General features: G+C 72.2%; 14 protein-coding genes and 1 pseudogene. 9 read left to right on the top strand and 6 right to left on the bottom strand.

The window, feature by feature from the left end; all coding sequences use genetic code 11:
* The first annotated feature begins 210 nt into the window (after window positions 1-210).
* Window positions 211-2016 carry an arabinofuranosidase catalytic domain-containing protein gene (locus ABZ721_RS06285; protein WP_358787468.1) on the top strand — a complete coding sequence of 602 codons (1806 nt, stop codon included), beginning with the start codon at window positions 211-213 and terminating at the stop codon, window positions 2014-2016.
* A 35-nt stretch (window positions 2017-2051) separates the two neighbouring features.
* On the opposite strand, the gene ABZ721_RS06280 is transcribed toward ABZ721_RS06285, so the two are convergent.
* On the bottom strand, window positions 2052-2570 hold the full coding sequence (locus ABZ721_RS06280; protein ID WP_358787419.1) for a DUF402 domain-containing protein: 519 nt from the start codon (window positions 2568-2570) through the stop codon (window positions 2052-2054).
* 60 nt (window positions 2571-2630) lie between these two features.
* A complete protein-coding gene (locus ABZ721_RS06275; RefSeq protein ID WP_358787418.1) occupies window positions 2631-3041 on the bottom strand; it encodes an STAS domain-containing protein in 411 nt (136 codons plus the stop codon).
* A gap of 181 nt (window positions 3042-3222) precedes the next feature.
* Here ABZ721_RS06275 and ABZ721_RS06270 point away from each other — a divergent pair, with 181 nt between their 5' ends.
* The 5 genes from ABZ721_RS06270 to ABZ721_RS06250 all read left to right on the top strand — a co-directional run bounded on the left by ABZ721_RS06270 (window position 3223) and on the right by ABZ721_RS06250 (window position 6847).
* Window positions 3223-3573 carry a helix-turn-helix domain-containing protein gene (locus ABZ721_RS06270; protein WP_358787417.1) on the top strand — a complete coding sequence of 117 codons (351 nt, stop codon included), beginning with the start codon at window positions 3223-3225 and terminating at the stop codon, window positions 3571-3573.
* Window positions 3574-3801: 228 nt separating this feature from the next.
* Window positions 3802-4545, top strand: a complete 744-nt coding sequence (locus ABZ721_RS06265) for a GAF and ANTAR domain-containing protein (RefSeq protein WP_358787416.1) — start codon at window positions 3802-3804, stop codon at window positions 4543-4545.
* Window positions 4542-5270 (top strand): GAF and ANTAR domain-containing protein, encoded by a 729-nt coding sequence (locus ABZ721_RS06260; protein ID WP_358787415.1) that lies wholly within the window; start codon window positions 4542-4544, stop codon window positions 5268-5270. Before ABZ721_RS06265 ends, ABZ721_RS06260 begins: the two co-directional genes overlap by 4 nt.
* 7 nt (window positions 5271-5277) lie before the next feature.
* The gene (locus tag ABZ721_RS06255; protein ID WP_358787414.1) at window positions 5278-5970 is read left to right on the top strand and encodes a GAF and ANTAR domain-containing protein; all 693 of its coding nucleotides are present in this window, start codon (window positions 5278-5280) and stop codon (window positions 5968-5970) included.
* Between the two features lie 112 nt (window positions 5971-6082).
* Window positions 6083-6847 carry a hypothetical protein gene (locus tag ABZ721_RS06250; RefSeq protein WP_358787413.1) on the top strand — a complete coding sequence of 255 codons (765 nt, stop codon included), beginning with the start codon at window positions 6083-6085 and terminating at the stop codon, window positions 6845-6847.
* Window positions 6848-6923: 76 nt separating this feature from the next.
* Here ABZ721_RS06250 and ABZ721_RS06245 read toward each other — a convergent pair whose 3' ends face one another.
* Window positions 6924-7895: an alpha/beta fold hydrolase gene (locus tag ABZ721_RS06245; RefSeq protein ID WP_358787412.1), complete on the bottom strand. Its 972-nt coding sequence runs from the start codon at window positions 7893-7895 to the stop codon at window positions 6924-6926.
* Window positions 7896-8303: 408 nt separating this feature from the next.
* On the opposite strand from ABZ721_RS06245, the gene ABZ721_RS06240 reads away from it, so the two are divergent.
* On the top strand, window positions 8304-8852 hold the full coding sequence (locus ABZ721_RS06240; protein WP_358787411.1) for a DUF1062 domain-containing protein: 549 nt from the start codon (window positions 8304-8306) through the stop codon (window positions 8850-8852).
* 930 nt (window positions 8853-9782) lie between these two features.
* On the opposite strand, the gene ABZ721_RS06235 is transcribed toward ABZ721_RS06240, so the two are convergent.
* Complete coding sequence (locus ABZ721_RS06235) at window positions 9783-10511, bottom strand: SDR family oxidoreductase (protein WP_358787410.1); 729 nt, start codon at window positions 10509-10511, stop codon at window positions 9783-9785.
* Window positions 10512-10637: 126 nt separating this feature from the next.
* Here ABZ721_RS06235 and ABZ721_RS06230 point away from each other — a divergent pair, with 126 nt between their 5' ends.
* Window positions 10638-11543 (top strand): LysR family transcriptional regulator, encoded by a 906-nt coding sequence (locus tag ABZ721_RS06230; RefSeq protein WP_358787409.1) that lies wholly within the window; start codon window positions 10638-10640, stop codon window positions 11541-11543.
* Here the strand turns inward: ABZ721_RS06230 and ABZ721_RS06225 are convergent.
* Both ABZ721_RS06225 and ABZ721_RS06220 read right to left on the bottom strand, forming a co-directional pair.
* A pseudogene (locus tag ABZ721_RS06225) lies at window positions 11521-11625 on the bottom strand (cysteine hydrolase); the annotation flags it as partial. The gene ABZ721_RS06230 and the pseudogene ABZ721_RS06225 sit on opposite strands and share 23 nt — an antisense overlap.
* A gap of 79 nt (window positions 11626-11704) precedes the next feature.
* Window positions 11705-12898, bottom strand: a complete 1194-nt coding sequence (locus ABZ721_RS06220) for an amidohydrolase (protein WP_358787408.1) — start codon at window positions 12896-12898, stop codon at window positions 11705-11707.
* 197 nt (window positions 12899-13095) lie between these two features.
* Between ABZ721_RS06220 and ABZ721_RS06215 the strand changes: the two genes are divergently transcribed.
* On the top strand, window positions 13096-13476 hold the full coding sequence (locus tag ABZ721_RS06215; protein WP_358787407.1) for an STAS domain-containing protein: 381 nt from the start codon (window positions 13096-13098) through the stop codon (window positions 13474-13476).

Here is a 13476-nt window from a genome sequence, read left to right as displayed (position 1 = left end):
AATATTGACACCTTCGACCGGCGCGCGTAGCTTCCCGGCGAAGGCGTCGTGCGGCGCGAACTCCGGTGCCGTGTCGGCGGGTTGGGTGCACAGTCCCCGTCCTCGTCACCGGGAGCGAACGCCATGCGCCGAGAGAGATCAGCCGCCGGGAGCACCGCTTCGCGCAGGCCGGTGACGTCGCCGACGCCCCACTGCCGGCGGCTGCTGTCCGTGGCGGCCATCGTCACGCTCGTCCTCGGCACCCTGCTCGGGCTCCCCGCCGTGTCGCAGGCGGCCGGGACGCTGCCCTGCGACCTCTACGGTGCCGCCGGCACCCCCTGCGTCGCCGCGCACAGCACCACCCGGGCCCTGCTGTCGTCCTACACCGGGCCGCTGTACCAGGTCACCCGTGCCTCGGACGGGGCCCGCGCCGACATCGGCGTGTTCGCCGCGGGCGGCTACGCCAACGCGGCCCAGCAGGACACGTTCTGCCAGAACACCACCTGCCGGATCAACAAGGTCTACGACCAGACCGCACGGCACAACGACCTGCTCCCCGGCCCCGCGGGCACCGCGGGCATGGGAGCCGACCGCGGGGCGGACGCGAGCGAGATCGCCGTGTCGGCGGGCGGGCACAAGGTGTACGGCATCTGGATCTCTCCCGGTGTCGGCTACCGCTACACCGGTGCCGCCTCCGGCGTCGCGGTGAACGGCGCGCCCGAGGGGGCGTACATGGTGGCCAGCGGCACCCACGTCGGCTCCGACTGCTGCTTCGACTACGGCAACGCGGAGAGCACCCCGGCCGACACCGGCAACGGGCACATGGATGCCGTGTCCATCGCGACCACCTGCTACTTCGCCCCGTGCACCGGCTCCGGCCCCTGGGTCGAGGCCGACCTGGAGAACGGCATGTTCCAGGGCAACAACGGCTCCAACACCGCCAACCGCGGCAACAGCAGCGCGTTCGTGACGGCCGTGCTGAAGAACAACGGGCAGACCCGGTACGCCCTCAAGGGCGGCGACTCGCGGACCGGCGGGCTGACGACGTGGTGGGACGGTGCCCTGCCCACCCGCGGCGGCTACCAGCCCATGCACCAGGAGGGCGGCATCATCCTGGGCACCGGCGGCGACAACAGCAACTGGAACAAGGGCACCTTCTTCGAGGGCGTCATGGTCGCGGGCTACCCGACCGACGCCGCCGAGAACGCCGTCCAGGCCAACATCGTCTCCGTGGGCTACTCCGGCGCCACCGACGTACCCAACGGCCCCCAGGGCACGGTCACGGGACCGGGCGGCAAGTGCGTCGACGCCGCCGCCGACGACACCGGCGGCAACGGCACCGCCGTCCAGCTGTGGGACTGCCAGACCTGGGCGGAGGACCAGCACTGGCAGCACAACGCCGACAACTCCCTGAGCACGATCGGCAAGTGCCTGGACATCAACGGCAACGGCACGGCGGGCGGGACGCAGGTCGAGCTGTGGGACTGCAACGGCGTCGGCGGGCAGAAGTGGGTGCAGCAGGCCGATGGCTCCCTGCTCAACCCGCAGTCCGGCCGCTGCCTGGACTCACCCAACGACGCTACCGGCAACGGCACCCGCCTGCGGATCTGGGACTGCAACGGCTCCGCGGCCCAGAAGTTCGCGGTCAACGGCGGCGCCCCGGTCACCGGCCCCGGCGCGAAGTGCGCCGACGTGGCGGCCGACGACACCGGCGGCAACGGCTCGGCCGTCCAGCTGTGGGACTGCCAGTCCTGGGCCGTGGACCAGCACTGGTACCACGACGCGGGCGGCGCGCTGCGGACCCTGGGCCGCTGCCTGGACATCAACGGCAACGGCACGGCGGGCGGGACGCAGGTCGAGCTGTGGGACTGCAATGGTGTGGGCGGGCAGAAGTGGGTGCAGCAGGCCGATGACTCCCTGCTCAACCCGCAGTCCGGCCGCTGCCTGGACTCACCCAACGGCGCGACGGCCAACGGCGCCCGCCTGCGGATCTGGGACTGCAACGGCTCCGTGGCCCAGAAGTTCTCCCTGGCCTGACGGCCGGCCGGCGGGCGGCCGCCCCGGTGCCGCGGCTAACGGACGAGATCGAGCCAATTGCGGTACACCGAAGCGAACGGTTCGAGGCCGGCACCCCGGCGGCGGCCCGCCGCCATCAACCAGGCACAGGTCCGGCGGGCCTGGTCGACGACGTCGTCGGGATAGCCGTAGCGCACGCGGTGCTCGTCGAACTCCTCCTCGTCCTCGACCCGGGCCTCGCCGCCGGGAAACCGCACGACGTCGAGATCGAGGTCCACGGTGCGCAGGACGGTCCCGTCCGCACTCCACTCGGGCACGGTGCACACGTCGCAGTACAGCTCGGGGCCCGGGTCCACGCAGAACGTGGCCGTCCACCACGCGCCGCGCGGGACCGCCATCACGTACGCGAACCGGCTCGTCCAGCCGCCCGCGGCCGAATCGACCGGCACGCCCCGCGCCGTGCCCACCCACACGCCGTGCTGGTCCTCGCCGAGCCGGGTGGCGGTCCAGCGTGCGCTCAGCGTGCCGTCGTACTTCCGGATGTCCACCAGCACGGAACCGCTCCCTGTCGTCATGCCAGGACGCTAACCCGGTATCCGGCCGCAATCGGCGCCTTCGGGGGCGGGCCCGCCGCTTCAGGTGAGCAGGGCCAGGGCGCTGTCCAGGCCGGCGTGGCGCGGGAAGACGGTGCCGGCGCCGGTCAGGTCCAGGACCTGGGCGGAGAACGTGTGCGCGCCGGCCAGGTGCACGGTCAGCGCGCGGGCGGCGGCCTTCCGGCGCAGGTGCAGAAGGGCGTTGAGCGCGGTTGCGCCGAAGAAGCCGACCCCGGACAGGTCCACCAGGACGGCCCTGACCCCGTCGAGGGGGCGGTCGAAGGCGAGCACTTCGGCGGTGTCCAGGTCGAGATCGCCGCTCAGCCGGTAGATCAGCAGCCCGGCTCGGCGCTCGTGCGTGCAGCCGGCCCGCGCGGATCGCTCGGCGGGCGGCGTGACGGCCGGTGTCGGAGCGACGGGTATGCGGGGCGGGAAGTTCGGGTTGGGGCTCATCGCCGGCATTCCTCCGTCCCTGGGTGAGCTGCGCCGCGGGCTGTGGGGGAGCAGGGATGGCGCGTGCGCGTGTTCGACGGCTGCTCTCATCTTCCGTCCACTCCTGGAAGTACGTCAAGGGAAACACGAAAACTTTAGCGTGCTTTTGAAAGCACGGTCCATGCGTCGTACGATGGCGCACATGAGTGACGCTTCCGTGTCCCGCGTCCCCTGGACGTTCCTGACCAACCACGCCCGGGTGCTGGTCCAGATCGCGCGCGATCCCACCCTGCGCGTGCGCGACATCGCCGCGCGCTGCGAGCTGACGGAGCGGGCCGTGCAGCGGATCATCGCCGACCTGGAGACCGACGGCTACCTCAGCCACACCCGTACCGGCCGGACCAACCGGTACCAGGTCATCCCCGACACGCAACTGCGCCATCCCGCGGACGCCGGCGCCACGGTCGCGGACCTCCTGGCCGCCGCCCTGACCCGCCACCACGACGGCGAGCAGGCCCGGCGGCCGGCCGCCGAGTCGGTTCCGGCCGAGTGACCTCCCGGCCGGAGTCACAGTGGCCGGACAGGTGCCGCAACGCGCGGTCGCCGCGTGTTCCGGTCCCTGTCGGGTAGGCGACCGGAAAGAAGCGCGCCCTACCTCTAGGGTTGAGGCAGCCGGCGAATATCGCGGCCGATCTCCCTGGATCCAGCAAGGGGGGTGCTCATCCCAGACCGACGCGGTGGTACCCGAGCGGCGGATGGGCATGCCGAGAGGTGAGGTGCGGTGGTCGGCGGCCATGCGTTGGCGGCAGTGCTCGCGAGCCTGCACCCCTCCGGTGACGACCGGGGTCTGGTGGGCGCGGATCCGCAGTTGTGCGCCCAGGTCCTCACCGTGGACGGCATCGCGGTCTCCGCGATGACGGACACCGGCCTGAGCGAGCTGCTCTGGTCGACGGAGGGGATCAGCGCCCGGCTGGAGGACCTGCAGTACACGCTGGGCCAGGGGCCCGGCCCCGAGACGGCCCTGTCCGGCGCACCGGTCCTGGTGCCCGACCTGGCCACGGTGCAGGCCCAGCGGTGGCCCGCGCTGCTGCCGCAGGCCCTGGCGCTGGGCATCGGAGCGGTCTTCTGCCTGCCGCTGCAGACCGGCGCCGAGTGCCTGGGCACCATGACGTTGCAGCGCGCGGCGCCCGGACGGCTGCCGGACGCCCGGATGACCGACGCCAGGCTGGTGGCCGACACGGTGAGCGCCGTGCTGCTGGAGGGCGGCGCGCAGCAGGAGGCCTTCGCCGGCGCGGAGCAGGATTCGGATTTCTACCGGGCCGTCGTCCATCAGGCCAGCGGCATGGTCAGTGTGCAGGCCGGGGTGTCGCTGACCCAGGCCCTGCTGCGGCTGCGCGCCCATGCCTTCGGGCACGAACGGTCCGTGACGGAGGTCGCCGAGGATGTGGTGGCTCGGCGGTTGAGCTTCCGAGATGATCAGGACGGGCCGGACATCAGTGCCGGTGAAGGGACTGAAAGGCCATGACGCGTGAGGAACAACTGCTGGCAGCCATGGTCGAGGCCGTGGACAGACTGGTCGACGACTTCGACCTGATCGACTTCCTGCACCAGTTGTGCGATCGCTGCAACGAGCTGCTGGACGTCTCCGCCGTGGGGGTCATGCTCGCCGACCCGAACGGCCAGCTGCAGCTGATCGCCGCCTCCGACGAACACGCCCGGCTGCTGGAGCTGTTCGCCCTGCAGGCCGACGAAGGGCCCTGCGTGGCGTGCTACCGCGACGCCGTCGCCCGGCTGAACATCACCCTCGGTTCCCCCGCCCACACCGCCGAGTACCCGCGCTTTGCCGAACGCGCCCGCCAGGCGGGCTTCGCCACCACCCACGCACTGCCGATGCGGGTGCGGCAGCAAGCGGTGGGCGCGCTCAACCTCTTCGACACCCGCGAACAGCACCTCAGCGCCGACGACGCGAAGGTCGCGCAGGCGCTGGCCGACGTGGCGACCATCGCCGTCCTGCAGCACCGCACCATCATCCACCCCACCATCGACCCGGCCCAGCTGCGCTCCGCGCTGGCCAGCCGCATCGTCATCGAACAGGCCAAGGGCGTGATGGCCGAACACTGGAACACCGGTCTCGACGAGGCGTTCGACGGCCTGCGGCGGCACGCCGGCGAGCGCGGGCTGACCCTGACGACCCTGTGCCGGCAGATCATCGACGGCACCTTGAACGCCTCCAGCATGGAACGGGACTGACACGGCCATGCCCGAGGATCACCACGCCGCGGCGTGGCAGCACATCAGCGCGGTCGGTGAGGCCGCCGGCATCACCGTCGTCGGCGCGTGTCAGGCCTGCGCCGACGACGTGGAGGCCGACTTCGCCGGCGTCACCCTCATCAGCGCGGGAAAGCTGCGGCTGCTGGCCGCCGCCACCGACGAGCGCGCCCGAGCGGTCGAGGACGCCCAGTTGGTGGCGGGCGAAGGCCCCTGCACGGAGGCCCTCACCCGCCGTGGCCCCGTCGAAGTACCGGACCTGCACGACGAGGCCGCCCGGTGGCCGGCCTTCGCCTCGATCGCCGCCGAGCAGGGCGTCCGCAGCATCCTGGCCCTGCCCCTGATGATCGGCACCCTCCGCCTCGGAGCCATGGACCTCAACCGCTGCGCTCCCGGCCGGTTCACCCCGGCGCAGCGGGACCGGGCCGGCGCGTACGCCCGTATCCTCGCCCTGCTCGCCCTCGACGAGCACCCGCGCCTGCTCACCACCCGGCTGCAGCCCACCGAGCGCGGACCGCAGGGATATCCGCCGAGCGTCTACCAGGCCGCCGGCGTCCTCGCCGCCAGATGGGGGCTGGCGCCCGACGACGCCCTCGCCCGCATCCGCGCCCACTCCTTCCGTCACAACCAGCCTCTGCTGCGCACGGCCGAACACGTGCTCGACCACCAGCGACTGGACTGACCGCGGGCTTCGGGTCGATCGGGATTCGGGGCCGTGCACTCGATGAGGTGATTCGCTCCGACGGGCAGGTGAATTGAGTCGACCCCGTGCACGGGGGCGGTTGGATGGGCAGATGAATCCGTCGACCGTGGCCGTGGTCACCTGTTGCGTTGTTGCGTCAATTTCCTTGCTGGCCCTGATGGTTCGCTGCATTCCGCAACGCTGGCGGGACGACTCCACGCTGAAGGACAGCATCGACCATTTCTCGTCGCTCAACAGGACCTTGTTCAGTTTCATCCTCGCCCTGTCGATCGTCTCCGCCGGAACGAGCCTGAGCAAAGCAGCCGACAGCGTCAGCGACGAGGGGGCGAGCCTGACCAATCTCTACTGGGCGACCCGGCCGCTGCCCCAGTCCACCCGTGCCTCGGTGCGTCAACTGACCCGTCAGTACACGGTCACGGTGATCGACGACGAATGGCGCGCGATGGCGAAGGGCCAGGTCAGCACGCGGGCACAGGACCAGTACGACGCGCTGCGGCGGGAACTGCAGGACGCCCCGACCGGCGGGACTGCGCAGGAGCAGACCTTCACGCGGGATTCCCTGGTGGCTCTGCGGGCGGTGGGGGACGCGCGGCGGGCGCGGATGCTGGCAGTGTCCCAGGAGATTCCCGACTACCTCTGGATCGGCCTGATTCTGTCGGCGATCCTGCTGGTGGCCGCCGCCGCGGTCCAGATCCCCGCTCTGACGGCGCCGGGAATCGTGAGTATCGGCCTGCTGAGCCTGCTGGTCTCGTCGGTACTGGCGGTGCTGTCGGCCATGAACCACCCGTTCGGCGGGGGCGTTCATGTGGAGCCCGACGCCCTGCAGTTCGCGCTGCGGCGTTTCTCGGACATCTGAGGGACTGATGGCGGTCAACGGGTGAACGCGTGACGGGTGTGGGCCTTCCCCTGTGGGAGGGCCCACACCCGCGGGGTCACAGGGGCAGGCCGTAGCCGGAGCAGTCCGCCCGGAAGTCCGGGTCGTCGGCGCCGAGGGCGTTGAGGACGTTCTGGAGGGCGGGGCCGTCCGCGAACATCCCGATGTGGCCGACCGGATCGTCGGCGCACTGGTCCTGGATCAGGACGTTGCGGACGGCCGGGCCGGAGAGGAACGCGTGGGTGTAGGGCGTGACCACGGTGTCCCGGTTCGTCTCGATGACGGTGTAGCGGGGCCCGGGGACGGTGTCGCCGTCGGCGAACAACTCCTGCACGAAGGGCGATCCCACCTCCTGCTGCACCAGGCCGGGCAGTCGCAGCAGCCCCAGGACGTTGTTGGCGAAGCCGAGGACGTTGAGCTTCTGACCCAGCGTCACGATCCCGTTCAGGGTCGTGCCGTGGTTGCTGGGAGCGAGAGCGACGAAGCTGCGGACCTTGGCCGCCCCGCCGAGCCGCTTGATGTAATAGTTCGGCAGCAGACCGCCCTGGGAATGCCCCACGAGGTCGACCTTGGGCGCGCCGGTGCGCTGCAGCACCGTGTCCACGAACGACTGCAGGGTCTTGGCGGACTGCGGGATGTCGCCCAGGCCGCCGATCCTTCCGGCGGAGAGCCAGGTCATGCCGTAGTTGAACGCGTAGACGCAGTAACCCTCGTTGGCGAGCGTGGGTGACAGGACGGCCCAGTTCGCACCGAGGTCCACGAAGGTGGCGTGAACGAGCACCACCGGGGTCGGGTGCGCGGGACTGGGCTTGCAGTGCCAGTTGTTGGCGCCGGCGACCGCGTCGGGGCTGAGGACGAAGTTGCTGACCGCGGTGCCGAGGTCGCCGACCGGGTAGGCCGGCGTGGACGCCGTCGCCGACGGCGCCGCGACGAGCAGGGCGAGCGCCGTCGCCGCCGCGGCGCCGACCGCCCAGCCTCGCCTGCGGGCGCCCGGTGCTCGGTCGGCGCGATCTCTGCGCGTCAGTCTCATGGTGGACGGGTCCTCTCGTGGGGGCTGTGACGGTCGCCGGGCCCGTGCCGGGGCAGCGCGGACCGTCCGCGTCAGGCGGTGTTACCGATCGGTAAACCGGCTGGTCACCATCGTGAAGTCGCCGGGCGGAATGCAGGACAGGAAGGCGCCCAGAATTCGGGGCCGATGATTGTGACGGATGACAACCGCCACGAGGCCGGGGACTTGTGATCGAGGGCGATGCCCGCGGGAAAACCGGTGGAACGGCGTCACCGTGCGCCGCTACCGTGCTGCCGAGCCAGATCGTCTAGCCAAGGGCGTGCCGTTGTACACCGTGTGAGACCCCCCGAGCGCTGATTCGTCGCGCGTCGCGCCTGCGCGCCGTGCCTCTTTTTGCTGCGGACTTCTCACTGGAACCGGTGTACCTCTGTGCTCAAAACCTGGGCGGTCATGCCCACCTGCCTGCCACTCGTCCTGCGCCGCTGCCCGGCGTGCGCGTCCGAGAGCTTCCGCGCAAGCGGAAAATTCCGCGTCAACGCACACCACAAGCTCCTCGACGCCTGGCTCCTCGTGCTCTGCACCATCTGCGGGGACACGGCAAAGCTCACGATCCTGGAGCGGACGGACGTGCGCTCCGTACGACCTGAGCTGCTGAACCGGCTGCACGACAACGACCCGGCCCTGACAGCTGAGCTGCTCCAGGACCCGGCCCTCCTGCGCCGCAATCGCGTCGCCCTCGACTGGGGCGACGCCTGGCGGCTCGACACCGGGGGAGCGGACCATCTGGACCGTGAGAGGGTCGACATCCTGGTCCGGTTCAGGGCGCGGATCCCTGTCCGGCCGGCACGACTGATCGCTGAAGGGTTCGGCCTGTCGCGGGCCGAGGTCGAGCGCCTGATCACGGAGGGGAACCTCGTGTCGGCGGTCCGGCTGAGCGGCAAGCTCTCCGACGACTTCACCTTCACGCTCAAGCGCTGAGCCCATCCGGCCCAGGGGCCTGCCCGGCGACTCCCGCCGGCCAGGCCCCTGGGCCGGAACCACCACCCGGCCCCACGATGGGCCGCCCGTACGGGGCGACCGCTACTCGTAGCATTCGGCGCGGAGGTGCGATGTCGAGTGTGCACGGCCGGGTAGCGGCCGATGGTGGTGAGCAGCCGTTGCCGACGCGCGCCCTGAACCGGGAATCGACACGGGTCCGGCAGTTCCTGGCCACGGGGCAGTGGTGCCCCACCGAAGCGGACGTGGAGGCGGTGGGCCGGGTCTTGGCTCGCCTGACCGCCCCGCTCCCCGCCCGCGGGGCAGGCGCCGCCCGGGCGAGGGCCGTGGCCCGGGACCGGCGACTCCAGCGAACCTGGCGCACGGCGGTGCATCACCTCGACGCAGGTGCCGTCAGCGCCCCGACCGCCGCCCTGTTGGCCGCAGTTGCTCGCGCCTTCCTGCCATGGAACGCCTTCCCGACGCCACCGGTTGCCGCAGCGGCGGCGCGCTACGCGTCCGCCCGGGGCACCGCGGACCGACAGCCGGCTCCGCCGACCGAGGCGGCCGAAGCCCTCCTTCCCGACCTGGTCACACTCTTCGCCGCCGTCGCCGCCGCGACCCCGGCCGGGCCAACTGCGCCCACACCCCCGGCGGTGACGTGGCAAAGCCGGCACAGAGGCAAGTTCCGGCACTACGGCAGGCCCGGGACTGACGTGTGGACGGCTGACACCTTCCGCTGCCCCGGATGTGGCAGTGCAGATGGCCCGTGGACGGTGTCCTGCGACTGGCGCATGATCACACTGTGCTGCTCGTGCGGGCAGGCGACCGGTGACCACGGCCTCACCTTCTCCGAGGTCTGGCTCCTCCTGCGGGACGTGTGAGCGAGAAGCGCGACGTGGGGTGACCGGGTGGGCAGGTGGGCGGCTGGGGTCAGGCTGCGAGGCGGGCGCCGCCGTCGACGTGCAGGACAGTGCCGGTGACGTACGGGTTGTCGATGGCGTAGAGAACGGCCTTGACCAGGTCCTGCGGGGTGCCCACCCGGCCGGCCGGGTTGCGCTCGGCCACGCCGCGCAGGAACGCCTCCTTGTCGGCGCCCAGGCCGTCCCACGCACCGGTGTCGACGATGCCGGGGGAGACGGCGTTCACCCGGACCGGGGCGAGCTCCACCGCCAGCGCCTGCACCAGGAAGGCGAGCGCGCCGTTGGTGGTGGCCATCACCGTGCGCTGTGGGGCGGGCCGCCAGGCGGCCACGCCGGAGAAGAAGGTGAACGTGCCGTGCTGGGACACCTGGCCTGCCAGGTGCTTGGCCAGGAGCAGCGGGCCGATCACCTTGGCGGAGAACGCCCGCTGGATGTCGTCCAGCCGCAGCTCCCGCAGCGGGCCGTTCGCCGGGATCGCCGCGGTGGAGACCAGGTGGTCGAAGCGGCCGAGCGTCCCGGCGAAGTCGGCGATCGACTGCTCGTCGGTGAGGTCGAGCCCGAGTACCTGTGAGGACCCGGACAGCTCGGCGGCCGTCCACTCCAGCCGGCGCGGATCCGGGCCGGCCAGGACGAGCGCGGCGCCGGCCGCCGAAGCGGCCCGGGCGATCGCGCGCCCGGTGTGCGCGCCCGCGCCCACCACGACAAGCCGCTGCCCTTCGAGAGGTGTGTTGTCGGACATCGGGAGAACTCCTTCGCCTGGGGGACGGGCCGTCCGCTGCTTCCGCGGCGGCCACAGGTCGACCTTCTCCCGGAGCCCTGCCATGAGTCCAAGGCTTGTTCTTCACCTCAGCGATAAGATCTGCTCATGGCACAGCCGACGCTGCGACAGCTCGAGTACCTGGTCACCGTGGTCGACACCGGTTCCTTCACCCGTGCGGCCGAGCAGTTGCACGTCACTCAGCCCGCGCTCTCCCACCAGATGCGCGTGCTGGAGCGAACGGTCGGGGGTCCGCTGCTCGAGCGGCTGCCGCGTTCGGTGCGGCTGACTCCGGTGGGCCGGGCGGTGCTGCCGCACGCGCGCGCCGCGTTGGCCGAGGCCGAACGCGTGCACACGGTGGCACGGCGCGCGGCCGGCCTGGAGGAGGGCGAGCTGGAGGTCGCCGCCGTGTACTCGGTCAGCCTCGGCCTCCTGCCGCCCGTCCTGCGGGCCTGGCGCGGCCGGCACCCGGGCGTACGGATCCGGCTGCGCGAGTACCCGCACGCCGACCGGCTCCAGGCCGCCATGGCCGCCGGCTGCGCCGACCTCGCTGTCGGGCCCGCGCCGTCCGGCTGGGAAGGGCCCGTCCGCGACCTCGGCGTCGAGGAGTTCGCCGTCGTCCTGCCCGCCGACGACCCGCAGGCCCACCACCCCGAGGGCACCGGCACCGTCGTCCTCGCCGAGCTCGCGGACCGCGCCTGGGTCCACTACGCCCCGGACAACGGCCTCGCCGAGCTGTTCGAGCAGGTCTGCGCCCGGGCGGGCTTCCGTCCGCAGGTGGCGATCCGCGCCGAACAGACCTCCGCCGTCCCGCTGCTCGCCGCGGCCGGGCTGGGCCCCGCGCTGGTGCCGGCCAACATCGTCCCCCCGCACTTCGACGGCGTCGTGCTCCGTCCCGACCCCCCGGTCCGGCGCGCCCTGACGGCCTACACCCGCACCCGCCCCGACCCGCTGACCGTGGCTTTCGCCGACCTCCTCGCCGAGCAGGCGGCTACCGCGGCGCGATCGTCCTGAGCCGGTCCTCGACGGTGACCACGTCCGCCCACGGCGGGAACAGCCGCTCGGTGAGGACCCGGTGCACGTCGGGGTCCAGGTCCCGGCCGCAGCGCGACGACGTGGATCACGTGATCAGCGCGCCCCGGTGCCCGCCCGGCGCGTGGGCCGATCGCCGGGGGTCACAGCCCGGCGTCCGCCTTCTGCCGCCAGAGCTCCCACGCGCCGTCGCGCAGGGTGCCGTCGTGCAGGACGTCGGCCGCCGTGCAGGCCAGCGCCTCCGCCGCGGCGAGCATCACGGTGCGGGCGCGGGGCGAGGCGGCGGCGACGGCGAATTCCGTGGTGTGGTCGGAGCCGGTGGAATCCATGATGGCCACGAACGGGTGCAGCGCCGGTACCCGGGTGCTGACGTCGCCGATGTCCGACGAGCCCAGGTAGACACCCGGCGCGGGCTCCGTGAGGGTGATCCCGGTCCGCGCGAGATGGCCGGCGAAGCGCTCGGAGAGCACCGCGTTGTCGCGGAAGTGCTGGTAGCCGGTGCCGGCGTCGACGACCTCCACCGTGGTCCCCGTCGCCCGTGCGATGCCCCGCGCGCACTCGTCGAGCTGCTCGACACCGCGTCGCAGCTCGGCCGTGGTGGCGCCGCGCAGGCCGAAGAGGCCCTCCGCGTAGTCGGGGACGATGTTGGTCGCCGTCCCGCCCTGCGTCACGATGCCCTGGACGTGCGAACCGGCCGGGCGGCGCCGGTCGAGCACGGAGAGCGTGTTGAACAGTTCGATCAGGGCCGCGAGGGCGTCGATGCCCTCCGTGGGGTTCCCGGTGGGATGCGCGGCCCGTCCGTGGAAGCCGATGCGGACCCGGGCCGAGGCGGTGAGCGGCGCCCAGGCCCAGTCGTGGACACCGGGGTGGAACATCAGCGCCGCGTCCACGCCGTCGAACAGTCCGGCCCGGACCGCGGCGACCTTGCCGCCGCCGCTCTCCTCCGCCGGCGTGCCCACGACCATCAGCGTGCCCTCGATCCGTGGCAGCGCGTCGTGCAGCGCCAGCCCCGCCCCCAGCCCGGCGGCCGCGATGAGGTTGTGCCCGCAGGCGTGGCCGAGGCCCGGCAGGGCGTCGTACTCCAGCAGCAGCGCGACGCGGGGCCCCTGTCCGCTGCCGGCCCGCGCGACGAACGCCGTGGGCATCTCCGCCACCGGGCGGGTGACCGCGAATCCGGCCTCGTCCAGGGCTCCGCTGAGCAGATCGGCGGCATGGTGCTCCTGGAACGCCAGTTCCGGGTCGTCGTGCAGGGCGAGGCTCACCGCCCACAGCTGTTCGGCACGCGCGCGGACGTGGTCGCGGATACGGGCGGGGAGCGCTTGCGGGCGATCGGCCATGCTCTGCGTCTTCCACCGTCCGCCGGAAGAATGCGGCCGGATCGGCGCGCGGGGACGGGGAGGCCCGGCGCACGCCGCCGGCTCCGCACATTGGGGCGCGTCGTTCCGCCGCGAACGGGCATCTACCTTGTGAACGGCGCCCGATATGCGCACAGCCCGCCGCGACCGGCGGGAAGAGACGTTCGGTGGTGGATCGGATGGAGCCGTTGCAGGTACGCCCGATCGGGCCGCCCCGGGACGGCGTGCGGGTGCTCGCGCTGTCCGGCGAGCTGGACTACGCCACCGAGCGGACCTTCGTCGTCATGGCCTGCCAGGCCCTGGCCGAGGGATGCCGGCGGTTGATCGTGGAGTGCTCCGGGCTGACGTTCTGCGACTCCGAGGGACTGGGCGGCCTCCTGGACGTTCGCCTGGCGGCGGAGCAGCGCGACGTGCTGCTGGTGCTGGCCGCGATCAGCTCCCCGCTGCGGCACGTCCTGGCGCTCACCGACGTCCTGCAGGTGTTCGTGGTCGCCGACACCGTCGAACAGGCCCTGCGCGTGGCGGGCACGGCCGCCGGTTTCGGCGGCCCGGAGCTTTGA

It is taken from the genome of Streptomyces sp. NPDC006733, assembly GCF_040636125.1.
GTDB lineage: Bacteria > Actinomycetota > Actinomycetes > Streptomycetales > Streptomycetaceae > Actinacidiphila.
Note: the sequence above shows the minus strand (reverse complement) of the source record. Positions and strands in the feature narration are given on the sequence as shown.

Bases quoted from the DNA above. Each gene is read 5' to 3' on its own strand.
- ABZ721_RS06280 (WP_358787419.1), bottom strand. From the start codon at position 2,570: ATGACGACAGGGAGCGGTTCCGTGCTGGTGGACATCCGGAAGTACGAC.
- ABZ721_RS06275 (WP_358787418.1), bottom strand. From the start codon at position 3,041: ATGAGCCCCAACCCGAACTTCCCGCCCCGCATACCCGTCGCTCCGACA.
- ABZ721_RS06270 (WP_358787417.1), top strand. From the start codon at position 3,223: ATGAGTGACGCTTCCGTGTCCCGCGTCCCCTGGACGTTCCTGACCAAC.
- ABZ721_RS06260 (WP_358787415.1), top strand. From the start codon at position 4,542: ATGACGCGTGAGGAACAACTGCTGGCAGCCATGGTCGAGGCCGTGGAC.
- ABZ721_RS06255 (WP_358787414.1), top strand. From the start codon at position 5,278: ATGCCCGAGGATCACCACGCCGCGGCGTGGCAGCACATCAGCGCGGTC.
- ABZ721_RS06250 (WP_358787413.1), top strand. From the start codon at position 6,083: ATGAATCCGTCGACCGTGGCCGTGGTCACCTGTTGCGTTGTTGCGTCA.
- ABZ721_RS06245 (WP_358787412.1), bottom strand. From the start codon at position 7,895: ATGAGACTGACGCGCAGAGATCGCGCCGACCGAGCACCGGGCGCCCGC.
- ABZ721_RS06235 (WP_358787410.1), bottom strand. From the start codon at position 10,511: ATGTCCGACAACACACCTCTCGAAGGGCAGCGGCTTGTCGTGGTGGGC.
- ABZ721_RS06230 (WP_358787409.1), top strand. From the start codon at position 10,638: ATGGCACAGCCGACGCTGCGACAGCTCGAGTACCTGGTCACCGTGGTC.
- ABZ721_RS06220 (WP_358787408.1), bottom strand. From the start codon at position 12,898: ATGGCCGATCGCCCGCAAGCGCTCCCCGCCCGTATCCGCGACCACGTC.
- ABZ721_RS06215 (WP_358787407.1), top strand. From the start codon at position 13,096: ATGGAGCCGTTGCAGGTACGCCCGATCGGGCCGCCCCGGGACGGCGTG.